At 62.0% G+C, this 17,753-nt stretch carries 15 protein-coding genes; 10 read left to right on the top strand and 5 right to left on the bottom strand.

From position 1 onward, the window contains the following. Positions 1-15 precede the first annotated feature (15 nt). Positions 16-906 (top strand): dihydrodipicolinate synthase family protein, encoded by an 891-nt coding sequence (locus tag ASD01_RS09285; RefSeq protein ID WP_060643879.1) that lies wholly within the window; start codon positions 16-18, stop codon positions 904-906. A 33-nt stretch (positions 907-939) separates the two neighbouring features. On the opposite strand, the gene ASD01_RS09280 is transcribed toward ASD01_RS09285, so the two are convergent. Next, a complete protein-coding gene (locus ASD01_RS09280; protein WP_060643878.1) occupies positions 940-2,955 on the bottom strand; it encodes a transcriptional regulator in 2,016 nt (671 codons plus the stop codon). A gap of 79 nt (positions 2,956-3,034) precedes the next feature. On the opposite strand from ASD01_RS09280, the gene ASD01_RS09275 reads away from it, so the two are divergent. Beyond that, positions 3,035-4,123, top strand: coding sequence for a PLP-dependent cysteine synthase family protein (locus tag ASD01_RS09275; protein ID WP_060643877.1), 1,089 nt, complete (start codon positions 3,035-3,037; stop codon positions 4,121-4,123). A gap of 38 nt (positions 4,124-4,161) precedes the next feature. After that, positions 4,162-5,637 (top strand): pyridoxal phosphate-dependent decarboxylase family protein, encoded by a 1,476-nt coding sequence (locus ASD01_RS09270; RefSeq protein WP_244495217.1) that lies wholly within the window; start codon positions 4,162-4,164, stop codon positions 5,635-5,637. Positions 5,638-5,693: 56 nt separating this feature from the next. Here the strand turns inward: ASD01_RS09270 and ASD01_RS09265 are convergent, their stop codons facing one another. Continuing rightward, on the bottom strand, positions 5,694-6,497 hold the full coding sequence (locus ASD01_RS09265) for a class I SAM-dependent methyltransferase (protein WP_060643875.1): 804 nt from the start codon (positions 6,495-6,497) through the stop codon (positions 5,694-5,696). 104 nt (positions 6,498-6,601) lie between these two features. Between ASD01_RS09265 and ASD01_RS09260 the strand changes: the two genes are divergently transcribed. From ASD01_RS09260 to ASD01_RS09230, 6 genes are all read left to right on the top strand, one after another. Beyond that, positions 6,602-7,735, top strand: coding sequence for an ABC transporter substrate-binding protein (locus ASD01_RS09260; RefSeq protein WP_060643874.1), 1,134 nt, complete (start codon positions 6,602-6,604; stop codon positions 7,733-7,735). A gap of 58 nt (positions 7,736-7,793) precedes the next feature. Beyond that, positions 7,794-8,933, top strand: coding sequence for an ABC transporter substrate-binding protein (locus ASD01_RS09255; protein ID WP_112771994.1), 1,140 nt, complete (start codon positions 7,794-7,796; stop codon positions 8,931-8,933). Further along, positions 8,933-10,000, top strand: a complete 1,068-nt coding sequence (locus ASD01_RS09250; RefSeq protein WP_234824489.1) for a FecCD family ABC transporter permease — start codon at positions 8,933-8,935, stop codon at positions 9,998-10,000. The genes ASD01_RS09255 and ASD01_RS09250 overlap by 1 nt, the downstream gene beginning before the upstream one ends. Continuing rightward, positions 9,994-10,746, top strand: coding sequence for an ABC transporter ATP-binding protein (locus ASD01_RS09245; RefSeq protein WP_060643871.1), 753 nt, complete (start codon positions 9,994-9,996; stop codon positions 10,744-10,746). Before ASD01_RS09250 ends, ASD01_RS09245 begins: the two co-directional genes overlap by 7 nt. A 567-nt stretch (positions 10,747-11,313) precedes the next feature. Beyond that, on the top strand, positions 11,314-12,900 hold the full coding sequence (locus ASD01_RS09235; RefSeq protein ID WP_060643894.1) for a Re/Si-specific NAD(P)(+) transhydrogenase subunit alpha: 1,587 nt from the start codon (positions 11,314-11,316) through the stop codon (positions 12,898-12,900). A gap of 19 nt (positions 12,901-12,919) precedes the next feature. Then, positions 12,920-14,353, top strand: a complete 1,434-nt coding sequence (locus ASD01_RS09230) for an NAD(P)(+) transhydrogenase (Re/Si-specific) subunit beta (protein WP_060643869.1) — start codon at positions 12,920-12,922, stop codon at positions 14,351-14,353. A gap of 200 nt (positions 14,354-14,553) precedes the next feature. On the opposite strand, the gene ASD01_RS09225 is transcribed toward ASD01_RS09230, so the two are convergent. The 3 genes from ASD01_RS09225 to ASD01_RS09215 all read right to left on the bottom strand — a co-directional run bounded on the left by ASD01_RS09225 (position 14,554) and on the right by ASD01_RS09215 (position 16,719). Then, positions 14,554-14,895 carry a hypothetical protein gene (locus ASD01_RS09225; RefSeq protein WP_060643868.1) on the bottom strand — a complete coding sequence of 114 codons (342 nt, stop codon included), beginning with the start codon at positions 14,893-14,895 and terminating at the stop codon, positions 14,554-14,556. A 131-nt stretch (positions 14,896-15,026) separates the two neighbouring features. Next, complete coding sequence (locus ASD01_RS09220) at positions 15,027-15,653, bottom strand: TetR/AcrR family transcriptional regulator (protein ID WP_060643867.1); 627 nt, start codon at positions 15,651-15,653, stop codon at positions 15,027-15,029. A gap of 31 nt (positions 15,654-15,684) precedes the next feature. Further along, positions 15,685-16,719: an AraC family transcriptional regulator gene (locus tag ASD01_RS09215; RefSeq protein ID WP_060518040.1), complete on the bottom strand. Its 1,035-nt coding sequence runs from the start codon at positions 16,717-16,719 to the stop codon at positions 15,685-15,687. A 161-nt stretch (positions 16,720-16,880) separates the two neighbouring features. Here ASD01_RS09215 and ASD01_RS09210 point away from each other — a divergent pair, with 161 nt between their 5' ends. Continuing rightward, a complete protein-coding gene (locus ASD01_RS09210; RefSeq protein WP_162250972.1) occupies positions 16,881-17,747 on the top strand; it encodes a sugar phosphate isomerase/epimerase family protein in 867 nt (288 codons plus the stop codon). Positions 17,748-17,753 lie beyond the last annotated feature (6 nt).

Here is a 17,753-nt window from a genome sequence, read left to right as displayed (position 1 = left end):
GAGAGGAAAATCCGCATGACCAAGCAAGCCTTCGTCGCCCTCGTGACCTGCTTCAACGACGACGAGACCATTAACTACCAGGCGACGCGCGCCCAGGTCCGCCGACAGGTCGCAGCCGGCAACAACATCATGTGCGCCGGAACCAACGGTGACTTCACCGCGCTGACATACGAGGAAAAGGTGCGCCTGACGGAGGAGGTGGTTGATGAGGTCGGCGGCCGCGTCAAGGTGATCGTCAATGCCGGCATGCCTGCCACCTTCGAGACAGTAAAACTCGCCCGAGAATTCGACCGGATCGGCGTCGACGGGATCGCAGTGATCACGCCGTTCTTCATTGCCTGCACCCAGGATGGCCTTGTCCGTCATTTCTCGACCGTCGCCGATGCCGTGAAGACGCCAGTCTACCTCTATGACATACCCGCCCGCACGCAGAACCATATCGAGCCCGACACGGCGCGCGCCCTTGCCGGCCACGGCAACATTGCCGGCATCAAGGATTCCGGCGGTGCGAAAGAAACGCTGGAAGCCTATCTGCAGGTTGCCAACGAGGTCGATGGTTTCGAAGTCTACTCCGGCCCCGATCATCTCGTGCTCTGGGCACTGCAGAATGGTGCGGCTGGCTGCATCTCGGGCCTCGGCAACGCCATGCCCGATGTACTTGCAGGTATCTTGAAGGCCTTCAATGCCGGCGACGTTGTCGAAGCGCAGAAGCAGCAGGCAACCTTTGCTGCCTTTCGGACCGACCTCTATGCACTCGGCTTTGCCCCGGCGATGGTCAAGCGCGCCCTCTACCTGCAGGATGCATCTGTCGGCGCAAGCCGACAGCCAGCACTTCTGCCAAACAAGGCACAGGACGAACAAATCGCTGAAATCCTTGAACGCTACCGCCTTCTCCAGCGGCTCTAAAACACGCAGGCGAATTTGGCCGGCACCGATCACTCAGGTCGCCAGCCCGATCAAGGCCGCCACTTGGCGATATCGGGCGATGACGTCGGGTGTGAAGTGGAAGGCGTCGAGGAAATTGTCCGTCCGGTAATCCGGCTTCTGCAGGCGGATGCGGGCCGCGTAGCTGCGAGCCTCACTGAGGCGTCCGGCGAGCGCAAGACAATGGGCTGCGATCGCGAGGATGTGCACATGCGCGTTCGGACGGGCTGCCGCCTTGATCGCCCAGTCTGCAGCCTCCTCGAAGGCGCCGAGCCGGATGAGGGCAATCGCGCGGGTGCCGAGCATGCCGAACAGCAGCGGGTCGTAGGGGCTCAAAAGCCGCGAGTAATCAGATGCGGTGATCGCCGCTGCGGGGTCGCCGGACTGCGCGTGCACGAAGGAGAGCGCATAGTGCCCGAGGGCGAAATTGGGGCTGAGAAGGACCGAGTGCTCCAGTGCGCGCACCGCCTGGTCGTGGTCTCCGGTCAGCCAGAGGGCACGCCCCATCGACCAGTGCGCGGCGGGGTTCTGATCGTCAACCAAGAGGCTCTGCCCGGCGGCCTTGAGCGCGTCCCGGGTCTCGCCGTCGCGGTCGCCCCAGCGCTGGAATGCCCTTTGCCAGTGGGTGAAGGACAGCCCTGCATGGGCGCGTGAGAAGGTTGGATCGAGGCGTGTCGAAAGGCGGAAGAACTCGGCGGCGCGCTCGTTTTCCTCGGCGGTGAAGCGAAACATGTGCCAGAGGCCGCGATGATAGGCCTCCCAGGCGTCGAGCGAATCCGGAGGCTTCAGGATCGCGCGGTTGCGCTCTTCGTTCTCGATTTCAGCGGCGATCGACGACACGATGCTGTTGCTGATCTCGTCGACGACGGCAAAGTGCTCGGCCGCGCGCGCCTCGAGCCGCTCAGTCCAGACGATATGGGCGGTGGCCGCCTCTGCGACCTCCACGTTCACGGCGATCCCGAGTTCGTGCTGTTCTAGGAAGCCGGTGGCGACATAGTCGACGCCGAGCCGGCGGCCGATTTCCGGCAGTTCGAGCCCTTCGCCAGCGATGGCAAAAACAGAGCCTCGGGCAATAACGAAGAGACTGCGCAGGCGCGCCAGCTTGCTGATGACGTCATGCGCGACCGCGCTGCCGAGATCGTTCCGGCCCGCCCCGCCCGCGACAAGTTCGCGGAACGGCATGACGGCAATTGAGGCGCGGCGCGCGACCGTCACGTGGATGGGCTCGGAAGGTCTGCCAACACCGTCAGAAACGACGACGACCGCCGGTTGTCGGGGCAGGGGCCTGAGGCGTTCCCATGCCTCTCGGATCGGCGCGAAGTCCTCGCCCTCATCGGCAAAGAGGCGCGCTGCCGCATCGAGATGCCGGTTGCAGGCGTCGCCCATCCGCCTGCGGGACAATTCCGCCAGGAAGCGGAGATTTGCGTCTGCGTCGAGCGGCGCGAGGTCGAGCCATTGCCGGGCTGCCGGCAAGCCGTCCTCACCGCCGACGGGTGTTTTCTTGCCGATTTCTGCCGCGATCTCCAGCGCGTACAGGCGAAACTCGCTCCTCACCGATGTCAGCCAGTGCTCGAAGGCAGGGCTGTTGTCGATCTCGACCCCTTCGAGCAGATCGCCTCCGCATCGTCCAGCAATCGGCCGCAACGCCTCCAGATCGAGGTTTCCGATACCGCGACGCCTTGCTGCCTGGATGTGGCGTGCGTCGATGTCACAGTCTTCGAGATCGAGTGAAATCCGGTCGTTAGCCGTGATCACGCGCTTGCGGCCATCCGTGTCCATGAGCGAGCGGATTTTGCTCAGGCTCCAGCGCAATTCACCGCGCGGATCGCTCGGCACTTGCCAGAGCAGATGGCAGAGCCGTTCCCGAGGAACCGAACCTGGCGTCAGGGCCAGATAAGCGAGCAGCGCGCGCACCTTGCGCGACCGCGGTAACGGCACGGCCACCCCGCGGCGCATGAGTTTCATCGGCCCGAGCAGCCGCAGGTCCAGCTCCTTTGCCGAAAAAACCACGTCCGGGCCATCCGTTTCCATGCGCACTCCCACGCCGGCTCCCACGGCAGCACTTTAGCATCCCTCGCCGAACCTAGCATCCGGAAGAGTGAGAGGACCCATGCCAAACAATTCTGGACTGAGAACCACGAGCGGCCGCGGGCGGCTTTTCGACAGCGTGCTGGAGACGATTGGCGATACGCCGGCGATCCGCGTCAACAATCTCAGCGTCGGCAACGCGACCATCTATGTCAAGGCGGAGTTCTTCAATCCGGCTTCGTCGGTGAAGGACAGGCTGGCGATTGCGATCATCGAGGAGGCCGAGCGCACAGGCAAGCTGAAGCCCGGACAGACCGTAGTCGAGGCCACCAGCGGTAACACCGGCATCGGACTGGCGATGGTCTGTGCGCAAAAAGGCTATCCGCTGGTTGTCACCATGGCCGATAGCTTCTCCGTCGAGCGCCGCCGGCTGATGCGCATGCTGGGCGCCAAGGTCGTTCTGACGCCGCGCGCCGAGAAGGGCCTGGGCATGTATCGCAAGGCGATCGAACTCGCAGAGAAGAACGGATGGTTCCTCGCCCGGCAGTTCGAGACCACAGCCAACGCCGCGATCCACGAGGCGACGACCGGCCGGGAAATCGTCAACGACTTTGCCGGCTCCCGTCTTGATTACTTCGTCACAGGCTACGGCACCGGCGGCACGGTGGTTGGCGTCTCCCGGGTTTTGCGGCGTGAGCGTCCGGAGACGAAGATCGTGCTTGCCGAGCCCGCCAACGCGCAGTTGCTCGGCAGCGGTCATGCGCAACAGCGCGGAACGGGCGGTGCGCCGGCCGCCAGCCATCCCGCCTTCGAGCCGCATCCGATCCAGGGCTGGACACCGGACTTCATACCAGACGTCCTGCAGGAGGCGATTGACAACCGCTACTATGACGAACTTGTCGCCATTGCCGGTCCGAAGGCGATGGAATGGGCCAAGGCGCTCGCACAGAAAGAGGGAATCTTCACTGGCGTTTCGGGCGGCGCGACCTTCGGCGTTGCGCGCCAGATCGCGGAGCACGCGCCGGCCGGCTCGGTGATCCTGTGCATGCTGCCTGACACAGGGGAGCGCTACCTGTCGACGCCGCTGTTCGAAACGATCCCGGCGGACATGGATGACGAGGAGATGGAGCTGTCGCGATCCACGCCTGGCTTCCAGTTCGCCGCCGAATAGGGAGAGGAACGATGGGAGCGCGATCACCGAGGCAAAGCGTGGGAGCCTTCACGCAACCGGAACTCCTGGCTACGCTCGAGACCCTCGACCCACCCGATTGGTCGTCCGTCTCGGCGCTCGCCCACCGGATCATCGACGATGCCGTCGGCCATCTCGGCCGCGTGCGCGAGCGTCCGGTCTGGCAACCGCTGCCGGACGAGATCGAAGCGCTGTACCAGGCGCCGGTCCCGGATCGGCCGACGCCCCTCGAGGACGTGTACCGACAGGTGAAGGACACGGTGCTCGCCTATCCAATGGGCAACATCCATCCACGGTTCTGGTCCTGGTACATGGGCTCCGGCAACTTCACCGGGGCGCTCGGCGATTTTCTCGCAGCGATCCAGGGTTCCAATCTCGGGGGCGGACGCCACGCCGCTGCCCTCGTCGACCAGCAGGTCGTCGGATGGCTGCGCGACATGATCGGCTTTCCTAAGGCAGCGAGCGGCACGCTGGTCAGTGGCGGTTCGGTGGCCAACCTCGTCGGGCTGACGGTTGCCCGCAACGCCATGGCGGGCATCGATCTGCGCGAAGAGGGCGTTGCGGCCCTCACGGAACCCATGCGCTTCTACGCCTCGGATCAGGTTCATTCCTGCCATCGCAAGGCGGTCGAGACGCTCGGCCTCGGCAACAAGGCACTTAGACGGATCCCGACCGATTCCCGTTACCGCATCGACCTTGAGGCGCTTCGCGCGGCGATCGCCGAGGATCGCGCGCGGGGCTTCCGGCCTGCCTGCGTAATTGGTACTGCCGGTACGGTCAATTCCGGTGCAGTAGACGATCTCACCGCCTTGGCCGGGATCGCCGCGGAGGAGAACCTGTGGTTCCACGTGGACGGGTGTATCGGAGCGCTGCTTTCGATCGCGCCCGAGAACGCCTGGCGCGTCAAGGGCATCGAGCGGGCGGATTCCGTCGCACTCGACCCGCACAAATGGCTGCATGCCCCGTTCGAAGTCGGTTGCGCGCTTGTGCGGGATCGGACGAGGCACCGGGAAACCTTTGCGGTGTCGCCCGAATACCTCCAAGGCATGTCACGTGGCATCGCTTCCGGCCAATGGCTGCACGAATTCGGCTTTCAGACCAGTCGCGGCTTCGTGGCGCTGAAGGTCTGGATGGCGCTGATGGAGCACGGCATCGCCAAGTTCGGCCGGCTGATCGACCAGAACGTCGCGCAGGCCGCCTTCCTCGCCGATCTCGTCCGTTCGAATCCGCCTCTGGAACTCATCGTTGAACCGGAGATCAACATCGTCTGCTTCCGCTATGCGCCCGAAGGTCTAAATGAGGAGCGACTGAAGGAGACCAACCTCGAGATCATGCTGCGCCTGCAGGAAACCGGCGTGGCGGCGCTTTCTGACACGACGATCCGGGGCAAGCATTGCCTACGCGCGGCGATCTGCAATCATCGCACCCGCCCGGACGACCTGAACCTTTTAATCTCGGAGGTCCTGCGGATTGGCAGGGAGATTGCGCAGTCGTGAGCCCGGTCGTTTTGCGCATGAACACAGTCACTGACTGCGTAGGGTTTGCCTCGGCCCTAAGCTTTCGTCGCGCGAATGGCGTAGCGATGCTGCGACTGTCGCGCCAAGCCCTTGAAAAGGTTCCAATTCGCGGCCTGGGTGCGATGGATTTCGCGAAGGTCCCTGTCGATCGTAATCTCGGTAAAGCCGGCTTCGCGCAACAGCGCGACGACGGCCTCGGCGCGGGCGCCTTGTGCGAAATGCACGCGGGAGAGGATGCTGCGGTGCGTCGCCATCATCTGCGGCGAACCGGTTGGCGTCTCAGCCTTGAACAGGCCGAGGCGCTGTCCCCATGTGCTGAGCCTAGAGAACAGCCGCTCGAGCGCGGTTGTATTGACGAAGTCGCCATCGACGATCAGCAACATGCCGCCGGGCTTCAGGACCCGTAGCCATTCGGCAAAGGCTGCGGCCGGGTCCACGAGCGTCCAGACCAGATGCCGGTTGACGATTACATCGTAATGGTTGTCGGGCTCCATGGTATTTTCGGCGTCGCCGAGGGCGAAGCGGATCGCTCGCCCGCGCTTGCGCGCCTTATCCCTGGCGCGTTCGAGCATCGGCTCGGCCCAGTCGAGGCCCTGCACCTTGAAGTCGAGTTCATCGAGAAGATGCGAGATGACGCCGGTGCCGCTCGCAAGATCGAGCGCAGCACGCCCTGCGCCGGGCCCAAGGTGACGGAGAAACAGTTGATGCCAGGCCGTGCGTTCTTCCTCCGAGAAGATCTCGTGGCCCGGGGACAGATCGAAGGTTGCCGCGCGGTCCGACCAGTAGGCCTTGATTTCATCTCGCAGGTTGTAGTTCTGCCGCTCCGTCACATCGCTCATGTCGATACCGCTCGTTCCTGTTTGGAGGCGTTCTAAAAGATAAATGTTGACTAATAAAGTCATGAAACATTAGATCGCCTGAATTTTCCAGCGGAGCTAAAACAATGCGGTTTTTCAACAGGGTGGCTGCGGCCGCCGCAAGCCTTTGCGTGCTTTTTTCTACGGCAGCCTTCGCTGATGTCGTGACGTTGAAGGATGTCACGGGCCGCGATGTCGAGGTCAACGTACCCGTCGAGCACGTGATTCTCGGCGAAGGGCGGCAGATCTATTTCCTCGGCGCGCTCGACCGCGACGAGCCGTTCAAGCGCGTCGTCGGCTGGCGCGATGATCTGGCAAAGGCAGACCCTGAAAGCTATGCCGCCTATCTCGCAAAGTACCCTGGCATTGCCAAGCTGCCGACCTTCGGCGGCATGAAGGATGGCACCTTCGACATCGAGCAGGCGGTTGCCTTGAAACCCGATGTCGTTCTGATGAACGTCGACGCCAAGACGGCGACGGAGGAGGCTGGCTACATCGAGAAGCTTGCCAAGGTCGGTATCCCGCTCGTCTACGTCGATTTCCGCGAAAAGCCGATGGAAAACACCGAGCCGAGCATGCGCGTGATGGGCAAGCTTTTGGGAAAGGAAGAGAAGGCCGAGGAGTTCATCAAGTTTCGCGCCGAGAGCATCGCCAAGGTGACAAACGTTTTGGCGAAGGCCAATCCGAAGAAGCCGCTCGTTTTTGTCGAACGCGCCGGTGGTTACTCCGGCGATTGCTGCATGTCTTTCGGTAACGAGAACTTCGGCAAGATGGTCGAGTTCGCCGGCGGCGTAAACATGGCAAAGGACATCATTCCCGGCACCTTCGGCGTGGTCAATCCGGAGCAGATCATCGCTGCCAATCCCGATCAGATCATCATCACCGGCGGCAACTGGCAGGGTTATGTGCCGGGCGGTGCCTGGGTTGGCGTCGGCTATGGCGCCGATGAGAAGGAAGCGGCCCGCAAGCTCGAAAACCTGACCAAACGCCCGGCTTTCACCGGCGTTGAAGCCGTGAAAGACGGCCAGGTTCACGCCATCTGGCACCAGTTCTACAACAATCCCTACCAGTTCGTGGCCATCCAGCAGATCGCCAAGTGGCTGCACCCGGATCTCTTCGCGGACCTCGACCCGGAGGCGACGTTCAAGGAGTTGCATGAGCGCTTCCTGCCGCTTCCCTACAAGAGCGGCTACTTCGTCTCGCTGACGTCAGCCAAGTAAGCGGATCGACAGCTGGAGGAGGGGAGGACTCCGGCGTCGCAACTAAAAGGGAATGAGAATGTCGATCTTCGGGAAAATCGCGTCGGCGATGGTCGCAGCCTTGGTATTGGCAGCTTTGCCCGCCAGTGCGGCTGAAATCATCGACGTCACCGGCCGTCGGGTCGAAATTGCGCTTCCGGCCAAGCGCGTCCTGTTGGGCGAGGCGCGGCAGATCCACGTGGCCGCAGCGCTGAAAGGCGAGCATGTCTTCGACACGATCGTCGGTTGGCGCGATGATCTTTTGAAGAAGGATCCGGACTCCTACGCTGCCTATGTGGAGCGCTTCCCCGAAATCGAGAAACTGCCGCGGTTCGGCTATATCCCTTCGGGCGATTTCAGCCTCGAGGCAGCGATTGCGCTCAAGCCTGATGTTCTGACGCTCAATCTCGAAGCGCAGCAGGCGGTCGAAGAATCGGGCTTCATCGAAAAGGCCGCTGCCGCCGGCATTGCCGTCGTCTATCTCGATTTCCGCGTGGATCCTGCCGCCAATAGCGAAAAATCGGTCGAAATCCTCGGCCAGCTCTTCGGTGCCGAAGCGAAGGCCCGCGAATTCATCGACTATCGCAATGCTCAAATCGCGCTGGTGACGGACCGCCTCAAGAAGGCGGGGGAAATTGTGCGCCCGAAAGTCTTCATCGAGCGCTCTCCCGGCATCACCGGCGACGTTGTCTGCTGCCGCACCTTCGGTCCGGCCAACTTCGGCAAAATGGTGGAAGAGGCCGGCGGCCACAATATCGGTTCTGACGTCATCAAGGGGACCTTCGGCGACCTCAATCCTGAGCAGCTGATCGTCAGCGATCCGGATCATGTCATTATCACCGGCAGTAACTGGTCGGCGGAATCCGATCTCAACCAGTTCGTTAGCGTCGGACGCGGCGCCGATGCGGCGGCGGCAGAAGATCGCCTGCGCGGCCTTATGCAGCGCCCGGGCTTTCCTGGCCTGAAGGCGGTGAAGGAGGGCAATGTGCATGCCGTCTGGCATCAGTTCTACGGCGCCCCTTACGAGTTCATTCCGATCCAGCAGTTTGCCAAGTGGTTCCATCCGGAGCTCTTTGCCGACATAGACCCGGACCGGACTTTCCGCGAGTTCCATGAGAAGTTTCTGCCGGTGACCTACCGCGCGGGTTACTTCGCCTCGCTTCCAAAGAGTGGTGAATGATGGTTGCCATGACCGAACAAGTATCCGGCGTTGAAGGGCGAGGGCGCTACCGCTCTCTCGTTTTGCGCCGCTTGGTGTTGATCTTCTGCCTCATCGTCGCGCTCTTTGCGTCGGTTGCAGTCGACATGGCTCTCGGGCCTGCGAACTATCCACTCGCGGATGTGCTGACCGCGCTCTTTCGACCGGAAACTGTAAGCGACCAGCTCCGGGTGGTGATCTGGGACATTCGCATGCCGATCGCCCTGATGGCCGTGACGGTGGGTGCCTCATTGTCGGTCGCAGGCGCGCAGATGCAGACGATCCTTGCCAATCCACTGGCAAGTCCATTCACGCTCGGCATTTCCGCCGCTGCCGGCTTCGGTGCGGCCCTCGGTCTCGTTGCCGGCGTGGCGCTTTTTCCCGTCGCCGTCCAGTACATGGTGCCAATCAACGCCTTCCTTATGGCGATGTTGGCGGCGCTCTTCATCCATTTCGCCTCCACCATGCGCGGCGTTACGGTCGAAACAATCGTTCTGCTCGGCATTGCGCTCGTCTTCACCTTCAATGCCGCGCTGTCTTTGCTCGAATATCTCGCCTCCGAACAGGCGCTGGCCGCCGTCGTCTTCTGGACGATGGGCAGTCTCACCAAGGCAACCTGGCCAAAGGTCTGGATCACCGGCGCCGTGCTGCTGTTCGCCTTGCCGCTGTTTGCACGCCACGCCTGGGCGCTGACCGCGCTTCGGCTTGGTGACGATAAGGCTGCGAGCTTCGGTATCAATGTTCGAAGGCTCCGGCTCGAAGCAATGATGACGGTCAGCCTGCTTGCGGCGATCCCGGTTTCTTTCGTTGGCACGATCGGCTTTGTTGGTCTCGTCGCTCCGCACATCGCACGCATGCTGGTCGGCGAGGATCAGCGCTTCTTCCTGCCAGCTTCCGTGCTGTGCGGCGCGCTCCTTCTTTCGGTCACTTCGGTCGTCAGCAAGATGATTATTCCGGGTGCCGTCCTGCCGATTGGAGTCATCACCGCGCTCGTTGGCGTGCCCTTCTTCTTCGTGCTGATTTTCACCAACAGGAGGCGCGCATGGTAAGCCTGTCGCTGGAAAAGGTCGGCGCGAATTATGGCCGGCGCACGGTGCTCTTAGATGTCAACACCGGTGTCTTGCGCGGCGGTGGCCTGACGGCGGTGATTGGTCCGAATGCGGCCGGCAAGTCGACGCTGTTCAAGCGCATAGCAAACCTGACCTCCGGTCCCGGCACTGTCCACCTGTCCGATACGGCCAAGGGATCCGAAGGCATCTGCTACATGCCGCAGGATACCGGCGCCAATGCCGTGCTGACTGTCTATGAGTCGGTGCTGCTGTCGGCCAAGCAAGGCTCAGGCTGGAAGGTGAAGGACGCCGAACTCGCCGAGATCGACCGAGTGCTGGGCGAACTCCGGATCGCCGATCTCGCCTTTCGTGGCCTTGGTGAGCTCTCAGGCGGCCAGCGCCAGCTCGTCTCCATCGCGCAAGCTCTCGTGCGTAAGCCCGAAGTGCTGTTGATGGACGAACCGACCTCGGCGCTCGATCTCTTTCGCCAGATCGAGGTCCTTGGCTTCATGAAGCGTTTGTCGGCGCAGTCGGGTATGGCGGTGTTGATCGCGCTGCACGACCTGAACCATGCGCTGCGCTATTGCGACGACACGATCGTCATCAGTGGCGGGTCGGTGCTGGCGAGCGGCCCCACCCACGACGTCATCACCGCGGATATGCTGCGCTCGGTTTATCGCGTCGAGGCGCGGGTGGAGGCCTGCTCCCTGGGGCGACCGGTCATCATTGTCGACGAATCCCTTTGAGGGCGTGGACGCGCGGGTCGTTCACGTTAGAGCTCGTCACCCCTGCAAATCTGAGCAGCTACGAAAGCCGCAACTAGAACGTCCTCCCAAGAGGCCGCACGGCGCGGCACGCGGCCAGACCGCGTCGCCGTGCCGTGCCGAGGGCATTGAAATAAGAACCTCCGAAGGAGGGCTTGCAGCAGCGGCCCCGTAGCGTCTCGACGCCAGGCGCCGGATTGTCAGTCGCGGCTCGGCATGATCGTTTCATGAAACGCGCGCAGGTTCGGGACCCCTCTCTGGTGAAACGTCGCTTCACATACGCAATCGGCGGCCCCCTGGAGCCGATGCAGCACTCTCTTCATGGGCGCGTCGCCGTCCCCTTTTTGTTGGCCATTGTTGGCCGAGCGGCTGGTCGGCTGGAGTGCTTGGCCGATAAAAACGATTAGTGAAAACTAAAAAGCGACAAGAATGGACGGATTCGCGGCAAAGCGTACTGGACAGTACTCTCAAGGTTTGCTTGTTCTGCTGTCGCATTGTTGAGGGACAAGGCATTGCCTAGTCGGCAGGAGAGGACAGACAAGCATGGCGATTAAAATTGGCGCGCCGCGGGAGGTAACCGCAAGCGAGGCGCGCGTGGCGCTGACACCTGACAGCGCGGTGCAACTTGCGAAACTTGGCTATAGCAGCATCATCGAAACGGGCGCGGGCGTTGCGGCCGGTTTTTCCGATGATGCCTATCGGGCCGTGGGCGTCGAGGTGGCCCCGTCGGCAGAGGCGCTGTGGGCTTCGGCAGATGTGGTCGCCAAGGTACGGCCGCCCGAGCCGAGCGAGGTCGCTTATCTGTCTGCGGACAAGACGCTGATCTCGTTCTTCTATCCGGGCCAGAATGCCGAACTTCTGGAGCTCGCCAAGGAAAAGGGCGCCAACGTCATCGCCATGGACATGGTCCCGCGCATTTCGCGCGCCCAGAAGATGGATGCGCTGTCGTCGATGGCCAATATCGCCGGCTATCGCGCGGTGATCGAGGCCGGCAACAATTTCGGTCGCTTCTTCACCGGCCAGGTGACGGCCGCCGGCAAGGTGCCGCCGGCCAAGGTCCTGGTGATCGGTGCGGGCGTCGCCGGTCTTGCGGCGATCGGGGTCGCCACTTCGCTTGGTGCTCAGACCTACGCCTTTGACGTGCGTCCCGAGGTCGCCGAACAGATCGAGAGCATGGGAGCCGAGTTCGTCTATCTCGATTTTGCCGATGGTGAGGGGGGCGGTCAGCAGGATGGCGCTGCCACCGGCGGTTATGCGGCTCCCTCTTCGCCGGAGTTCCGCGAGAAGCAGCTTGCCAAGTTCCGCGAGCTTGCGCCTCAGATCGATATCGTCATCACCACGGCGCTGATCCCGGGCCGTGATGCACCGAAACTCTGGCTTGCCGACATGGTGGCGGCGATGAAGCCGGGATCGGTGGTGGTCGATCTTGCGGCCGAGCGTGGCGGCAACTGCGACCTGACCGTTGCCGATCAGCGGATCGTCTCCGACAACGGCGTCGTCATCATCGGCTATACCGATTTCCCGAGCCGCATGGCCGCGCAGGCGTCGACGCTCTATGCCACCAATATCCGCCATATGTTGACCGACCTGACGCCGGGCAAGGATGGCAAGCTCGTCCACAACATGGAGGACGACGTCATCCGTGGCGCGACCGTGACCTTCCAGGGCGCGATCACCTATCCGCCGCCACCGCCGAAGATCGCCGCGATCGCGGCGCAGAAACCAAAGGAGAAGGTGAAGGAGCCGACGCCGGAGGAAAGACGCGCCACCGAGGCCGCAGCCTTCAAGGCCCAGACGAAGAGCCAGCTGACGCTTCTCGCCGTCGGCACGGCGCTGCTGCTTTTGGTCGGCGCCTTTGCTCCGCCTGCCTTCATGAGCCACTTCGTCGTCTTTGTGCTCGCCTGCTTCGTCGGCTTCCAGGTCATCTGGAACGTTTCGCATTCGTTGCACACCCCGCTGATGGCCGTCACCAACGCGGTTTCCGGCATCGTCATTCTCGGCGCGCTGCTGCAGATCGGGTCTGGCAACTGGCTGGTGGTGCTGCTTGCGGCGCTGTCGGTGCTGATCGCCACGATCAACATCGTCGGCGGCTTCCTCGTCACGCGGCGCATGCTCGCCATGTTCCAGAAATCCTGATCGGGCAGGGGTAAACATCATGATGATCGGTATCGTATCGGCCGCCTATATTGCGGCAGCCGTCCTCTTCATCCTCTCGCTCGGCGGGCTTTCGGGCCAGGAAAGCGCCAAGCGCGCCGTCTGGTACGGCATGACGGGCATGGCGCTTGCCATTGTCGCCACGGTCTTCGGACCTGATGTCGGCAATTGGTTCATCATCGCGCTGATGATCGCGGGCGGCGCCGTGCTCGGCCACTTCGTCGCCTCCCGCGTCCAGATGACCGAGATGCCGCAACTCGTTGCAGCACTCCATTCCTTCGTCGGTCTTGCCGCAGTCTTCATCGGCTTCAACGCCCATATCGAAGCGGTTGATGTCGCCGGCCTCGACGCGGCGGCCCGCTCTGCGCTGACCGGCTTTGCCGCGATCCTTGCCCACAAGGAACCGGTGGAACTGTCGATCATGAAGGTCGAGGTCTTCCTCGGCGTCTTCATCGGTGCCGTCACCTTCACCGGCTCCGTCATCGCCTTTGGCAAGCTTGCCGGCAAGGTCGACGGCAAGGCCAAGAAGCTGCCGGGCGGTCACCTGCTCAATGCCGGTGCTGCCCTTCTCTCGCTCGTGCTGCTGGTGCTCTACGTCAATGGTGCCGGCACCTGGACGCTGCTTGTCATGACGCTCGCCGCCTTCTTCATCGGCTATCACCTGATCATGGGCATCGGCGGCGCCGACATGCCGGTGGTGGTGTCGATGCTGAACAGCTATTCCGGCTGGGCGGCCGCTGCCATCGGCTTCACGCTCGGCAACGACCTGTTGATCGTCACTGGCGCGCTGGTCGGCTCCTCGGGCGCGATCCTCTCCTACATCATGTGCAAGGCGATGAACCGCTCGTTCCTGTCGGTCATCCTCGGCGGCTTCGGGGCAACCACGGGGCCGGCAATGGAAATCACCGGCGAGCAGATCGCCATTGATGCCGATGGCGTGGCCGCAGCCCTCAACGACGCCGACAGCGTCATCATCGTGCCGGGCTACGGCATGGCGGTGGCGCAGGCGCAGCAATCGGTCTCCGAGCTCACCCGCAAGCTGCGGGCGGCCGGCAAGAACGTGCGCTTTGCCATTCATCCGGTCGCCGGCCGTCTGCCGGGCCACATGAACGTGCTTTTGGCCGAAGCGAAGGTTCCCTACGACATCGTGCTCGAGATGGACGAGATCAACGAGGACTTCCACGAAACCGATGTCGTCATCGTCATCGGCTCCAACGACATCGTCAATCCGGCCGCCCAGGAGGATCCGAACTCACCGATCGCCGGCATGCCGGTGCTCGAAGTCTGGAAGGCCAAACAGGTGTTCGTCTCCAAGCGTGGCCAGGGAACCGGTTACTCCGGCATCGAGAACCCGCTGTTCTACAAGGACAACACCCGCATGTTCTACGGCGACGCCAAGAAGAGCATCGACCAGTTGCTGCCCGCGCTGGCGTGATGACGCCCTGAAAAGAGAACTCATCGCTCCGCACATAGGGGCGGTGAGTTCAACTCCGTTGATGAGCGATCGATGCGTCCGATGGCGTCGCCCTAGGCGCCGAGTAGGTCGGGTTTGACGACCATCAGCGCTATTATCAGAGCAAAAAGCGAGATCGATGCCAGGCGGCCGCCCAAAGCGCGCTTGTTTCTAAGAAGCGTTCAGACTTCCAATTTGTCGATCGTGCCTTCAAGGGCTGGATGCACCTGTGCCTCCCATGGCCGCACGACCCTGCTTTCGACAATCATCAAGGCGGCGATCAGGGTGAATGACATCAGTAGCCAGGGTGTCGATAGCGGCCACCAACCCAAAACGATGAGGCCAATGCCTCCGGCAATCCCTATGCCGGTGAGCAGACCTGCAATCCTGTTTGCGGTCAGGGCAAACTTTGCAGCCCCGATTTGCCCTCGCCGGGCAGAAATGAAAAGGAGCTCCCTTGCTGCAAACAGCAGAAATGCCGTGCCCATGGCCGCGGCATGAATCATCACGACGTGTGCGTACATCTCTTGTTACCTTGGTATGGAGCTTCGAGAAGCGGTCGTTCGACCGCTCGTGCTGCATTTGATTTCGACACGAGGTTGGCTGTCGGATTGGCCGCGTGCAGCCTCAATTGTGAGCGATCACTCGCAAAAATCTACTCGCGTTCGAGAAGCTGTCTCTGCGAGCGCTCCCGGTTCATATTCCCCCGGTAGTTCGCGCAGTTGGACGCCGGCGCGTCGTCACTTCGTTGATGAAGGCGTCGACGTTCCCATCGTTTAGCTTCTCTGGACTGTCGACCACCGCGCCGTGCGTCCCGCAGTTCTGCCTTGTGCAATTCGAGATAAGCCCTGATCAACCCGTAGAACTCTCTGTCAAAACCGTCGATCGTACCGATCCGCCCTGCACGTGGCGTTTCCTCGACCAACACCCGATGAAGGTCCGGGTTCACACGATGAGCATCGATCATCGTCTTGACCAGTTCGCGCGCGGCACTGTCGAGCGGCAGCGTCGCCACTTTGGCCAGCGTACCCCGCAAGACATCCACCATCTCGCTCTTGTGGCGTTCGATGACGGCAACGACGAGCGCTTCCTTGCCCGGAAAATACTGATAGAGAGAGCCGATGCTGACGCCGGCCTCTTCGGCAATCCGGTTCGTGTTGGCGCGTTCAAATCCTTCTTTGATCAATGCACGCGCAGTCGCTTCGACCAAGGCCTCGATCATCGCTCGCGAGCGTTGCTGCGAAGCGACCTTTCGTGGCGTCAGGAGAGCTTTCTTGTCCATTCGGCTTTGATCCGGTCGCGGCGGCCCACTTTCAGTTGGCGATCGATAGCGACTGACGCGGCGTTTCCATTGGCGAAAACCCGAAGCGCTTCTTGTAACAGGTGGCAAAGTATTGGCTCGATGAGAAGCCGCAATCAAAGGCGATGTTGGTGACCGATTGCGCGCCGCTTTCAAGAAGCAGCCGTGCGGCGTTGAGTCGGAGCGTCTGGAGGTAGCGGACAGGCGTCATGTTGGTCAGCACCTGGCAATGCTGCGAAAATTGCGTGCGGGAAAGATTGCACTCCGCCGCCATGTTCTCGAGCGTCCAGTCCTCGTCGAGCGCATGACGCAGCCGCTTCAGGAAGATCTCGACCGTGCGCTTCGAGCTTGCAAGAGCAAGATCGAGAACCGGTGCCTGGCTTTCCAGCATCTGGCGGAATTGCAGCAGCATCATCGAAATCAAGAGGCGCAGGTGCGCCTCTCCACCGTCGATATCGCCGCCTGCCACCACCTCGTGGATGTCGAGGAAGGTGCGAGTAACTTCGCGGGAGGCGTTGTAGGAAATCTGTTCGTTCTTCGACAGAAGTTCGCTCAGGCGCTTTCGGTCGCGCTCGGGCCAGCCGATCCAGTCGGGCCACAGCCAGGTTTCGTGTGGTCGGCGTACGCCCATATCCATGAGCACCCAGATGATGTGGCTGGCACCGACATTGGGATCGCCGAGCGCGTGCAACTGCCAGGGCCGCACGACGAACATCTGGCCTTCATTGATCGTCGTCCTGCGGCCATCCATGGTGATCGTCAATGAGCCGCGCGCCAGATAGGCGATCTTGACCCCCTCGTTGCAATGTTCGCGCAGGCCCCAGTCCTGCGGGGTCGTCGCATCCCATCCGCCGACGGAACAGACCTGCGGCAGCGCCGCGCCGAGGTCGATGCCGGGATAGCCGCGTCGCGTCCAGGCGTTGAGCGACACCTGGCCCGCAAGCGAGGCCTTCATCAGGTCCTGGCAATTGCCGGCATAGAGCAGGGCGCCCGGCTCGCGGAAGACAGCGGGCCGATTGACGGCCCGTTCGTTGCTGCTCTTCGTCATTCCGCTCCCCCGCTGATGTTTAAAATTTACCAGTCGTCTATTTCGAACGCAGGCAGCGATTTATTGCGCAATGCTTGGACATCATCAAGCTCCATTTTGGAGACGCTGATGATTTGCTATTGAAACTCAATGGCATGGGGGAAATTGGGAGGATTTTGCCGGTGCGGATAGGCTTCCACACGGACGCGTTCAACTCGGCCTACTGGTCGTTTGAAAAATGCCTGGAATGGGCAAGCGACAACGATTTGCACTTCATCGAGTGTGGTCTGATCGACGGCGTGAGCTGGATCCACGGACTGGGCTATCAACCGCATGTCGCGCTCTACGAGGACCCGGTCCTCTTGCGTCGCAAGATGGAGCGTTACGGCGTGCGCTTTTCCCAGGTCGATGCGGCCTATCCGCTGTCTGGTGAGGACGGACCGCTCAGAGGTGTGCCCTATGTGCTGAAGTCGATTGCCTGGGCCGCGCAGGCCGGCAGTCCCTGCGTCGACACGACCGACGGGCTCCACATGCCGCCCGGACTTACCGAAGAAGGCTCGATGGCGCTGATGAAGCGCAGCTACGAAAAGATCGTCGAAGTCGCTGAAGCGCACGAGATCGTCGTCAACATCGAGCCTCATGGTCATTTCACGACGCGTCCGGAATTCATGGAGCGCATGCTCGCCTTCGCAGACAGCAAGTGGCTGCGCATGAACATGGACACCGGCAACACCTTCATCGCCGGCCAGGAACCGCCGCAGTTTCTGTCGCGGTTCATCGACAGGGTGTCTCATGTCCATCTTAAGGACGTGTCACCGTCGCTGGCAGCGGCTGCCCGTGGCGGACAGACCGGGATCGCGGTCAGCCATTGTGCGCTCGGCGATGGCGTCAATGCCGAGAATATCAAGACCTGTCTCGCCATGCTTCGCGACCACGGCTACGACGGCGTACTCAGCCTCGAATGCGAAGGCGCCGCCGGCCCGATGATCGAAACGTCACTGGCCTGGATCCGCGCGACGTGTCGCGATCTCGGCATTTCGCTGAAGTGAGCGCGT

The organism is Ensifer sp. Root423 (genome assembly GCF_001426275.1).
In the GTDB taxonomy this organism is placed as follows: domain Bacteria; phylum Pseudomonadota; class Alphaproteobacteria; order Rhizobiales; family Rhizobiaceae; genus Ensifer; species Ensifer adhaerens.
This window is presented reverse-complemented; position numbering and strand designations above follow the sequence as displayed.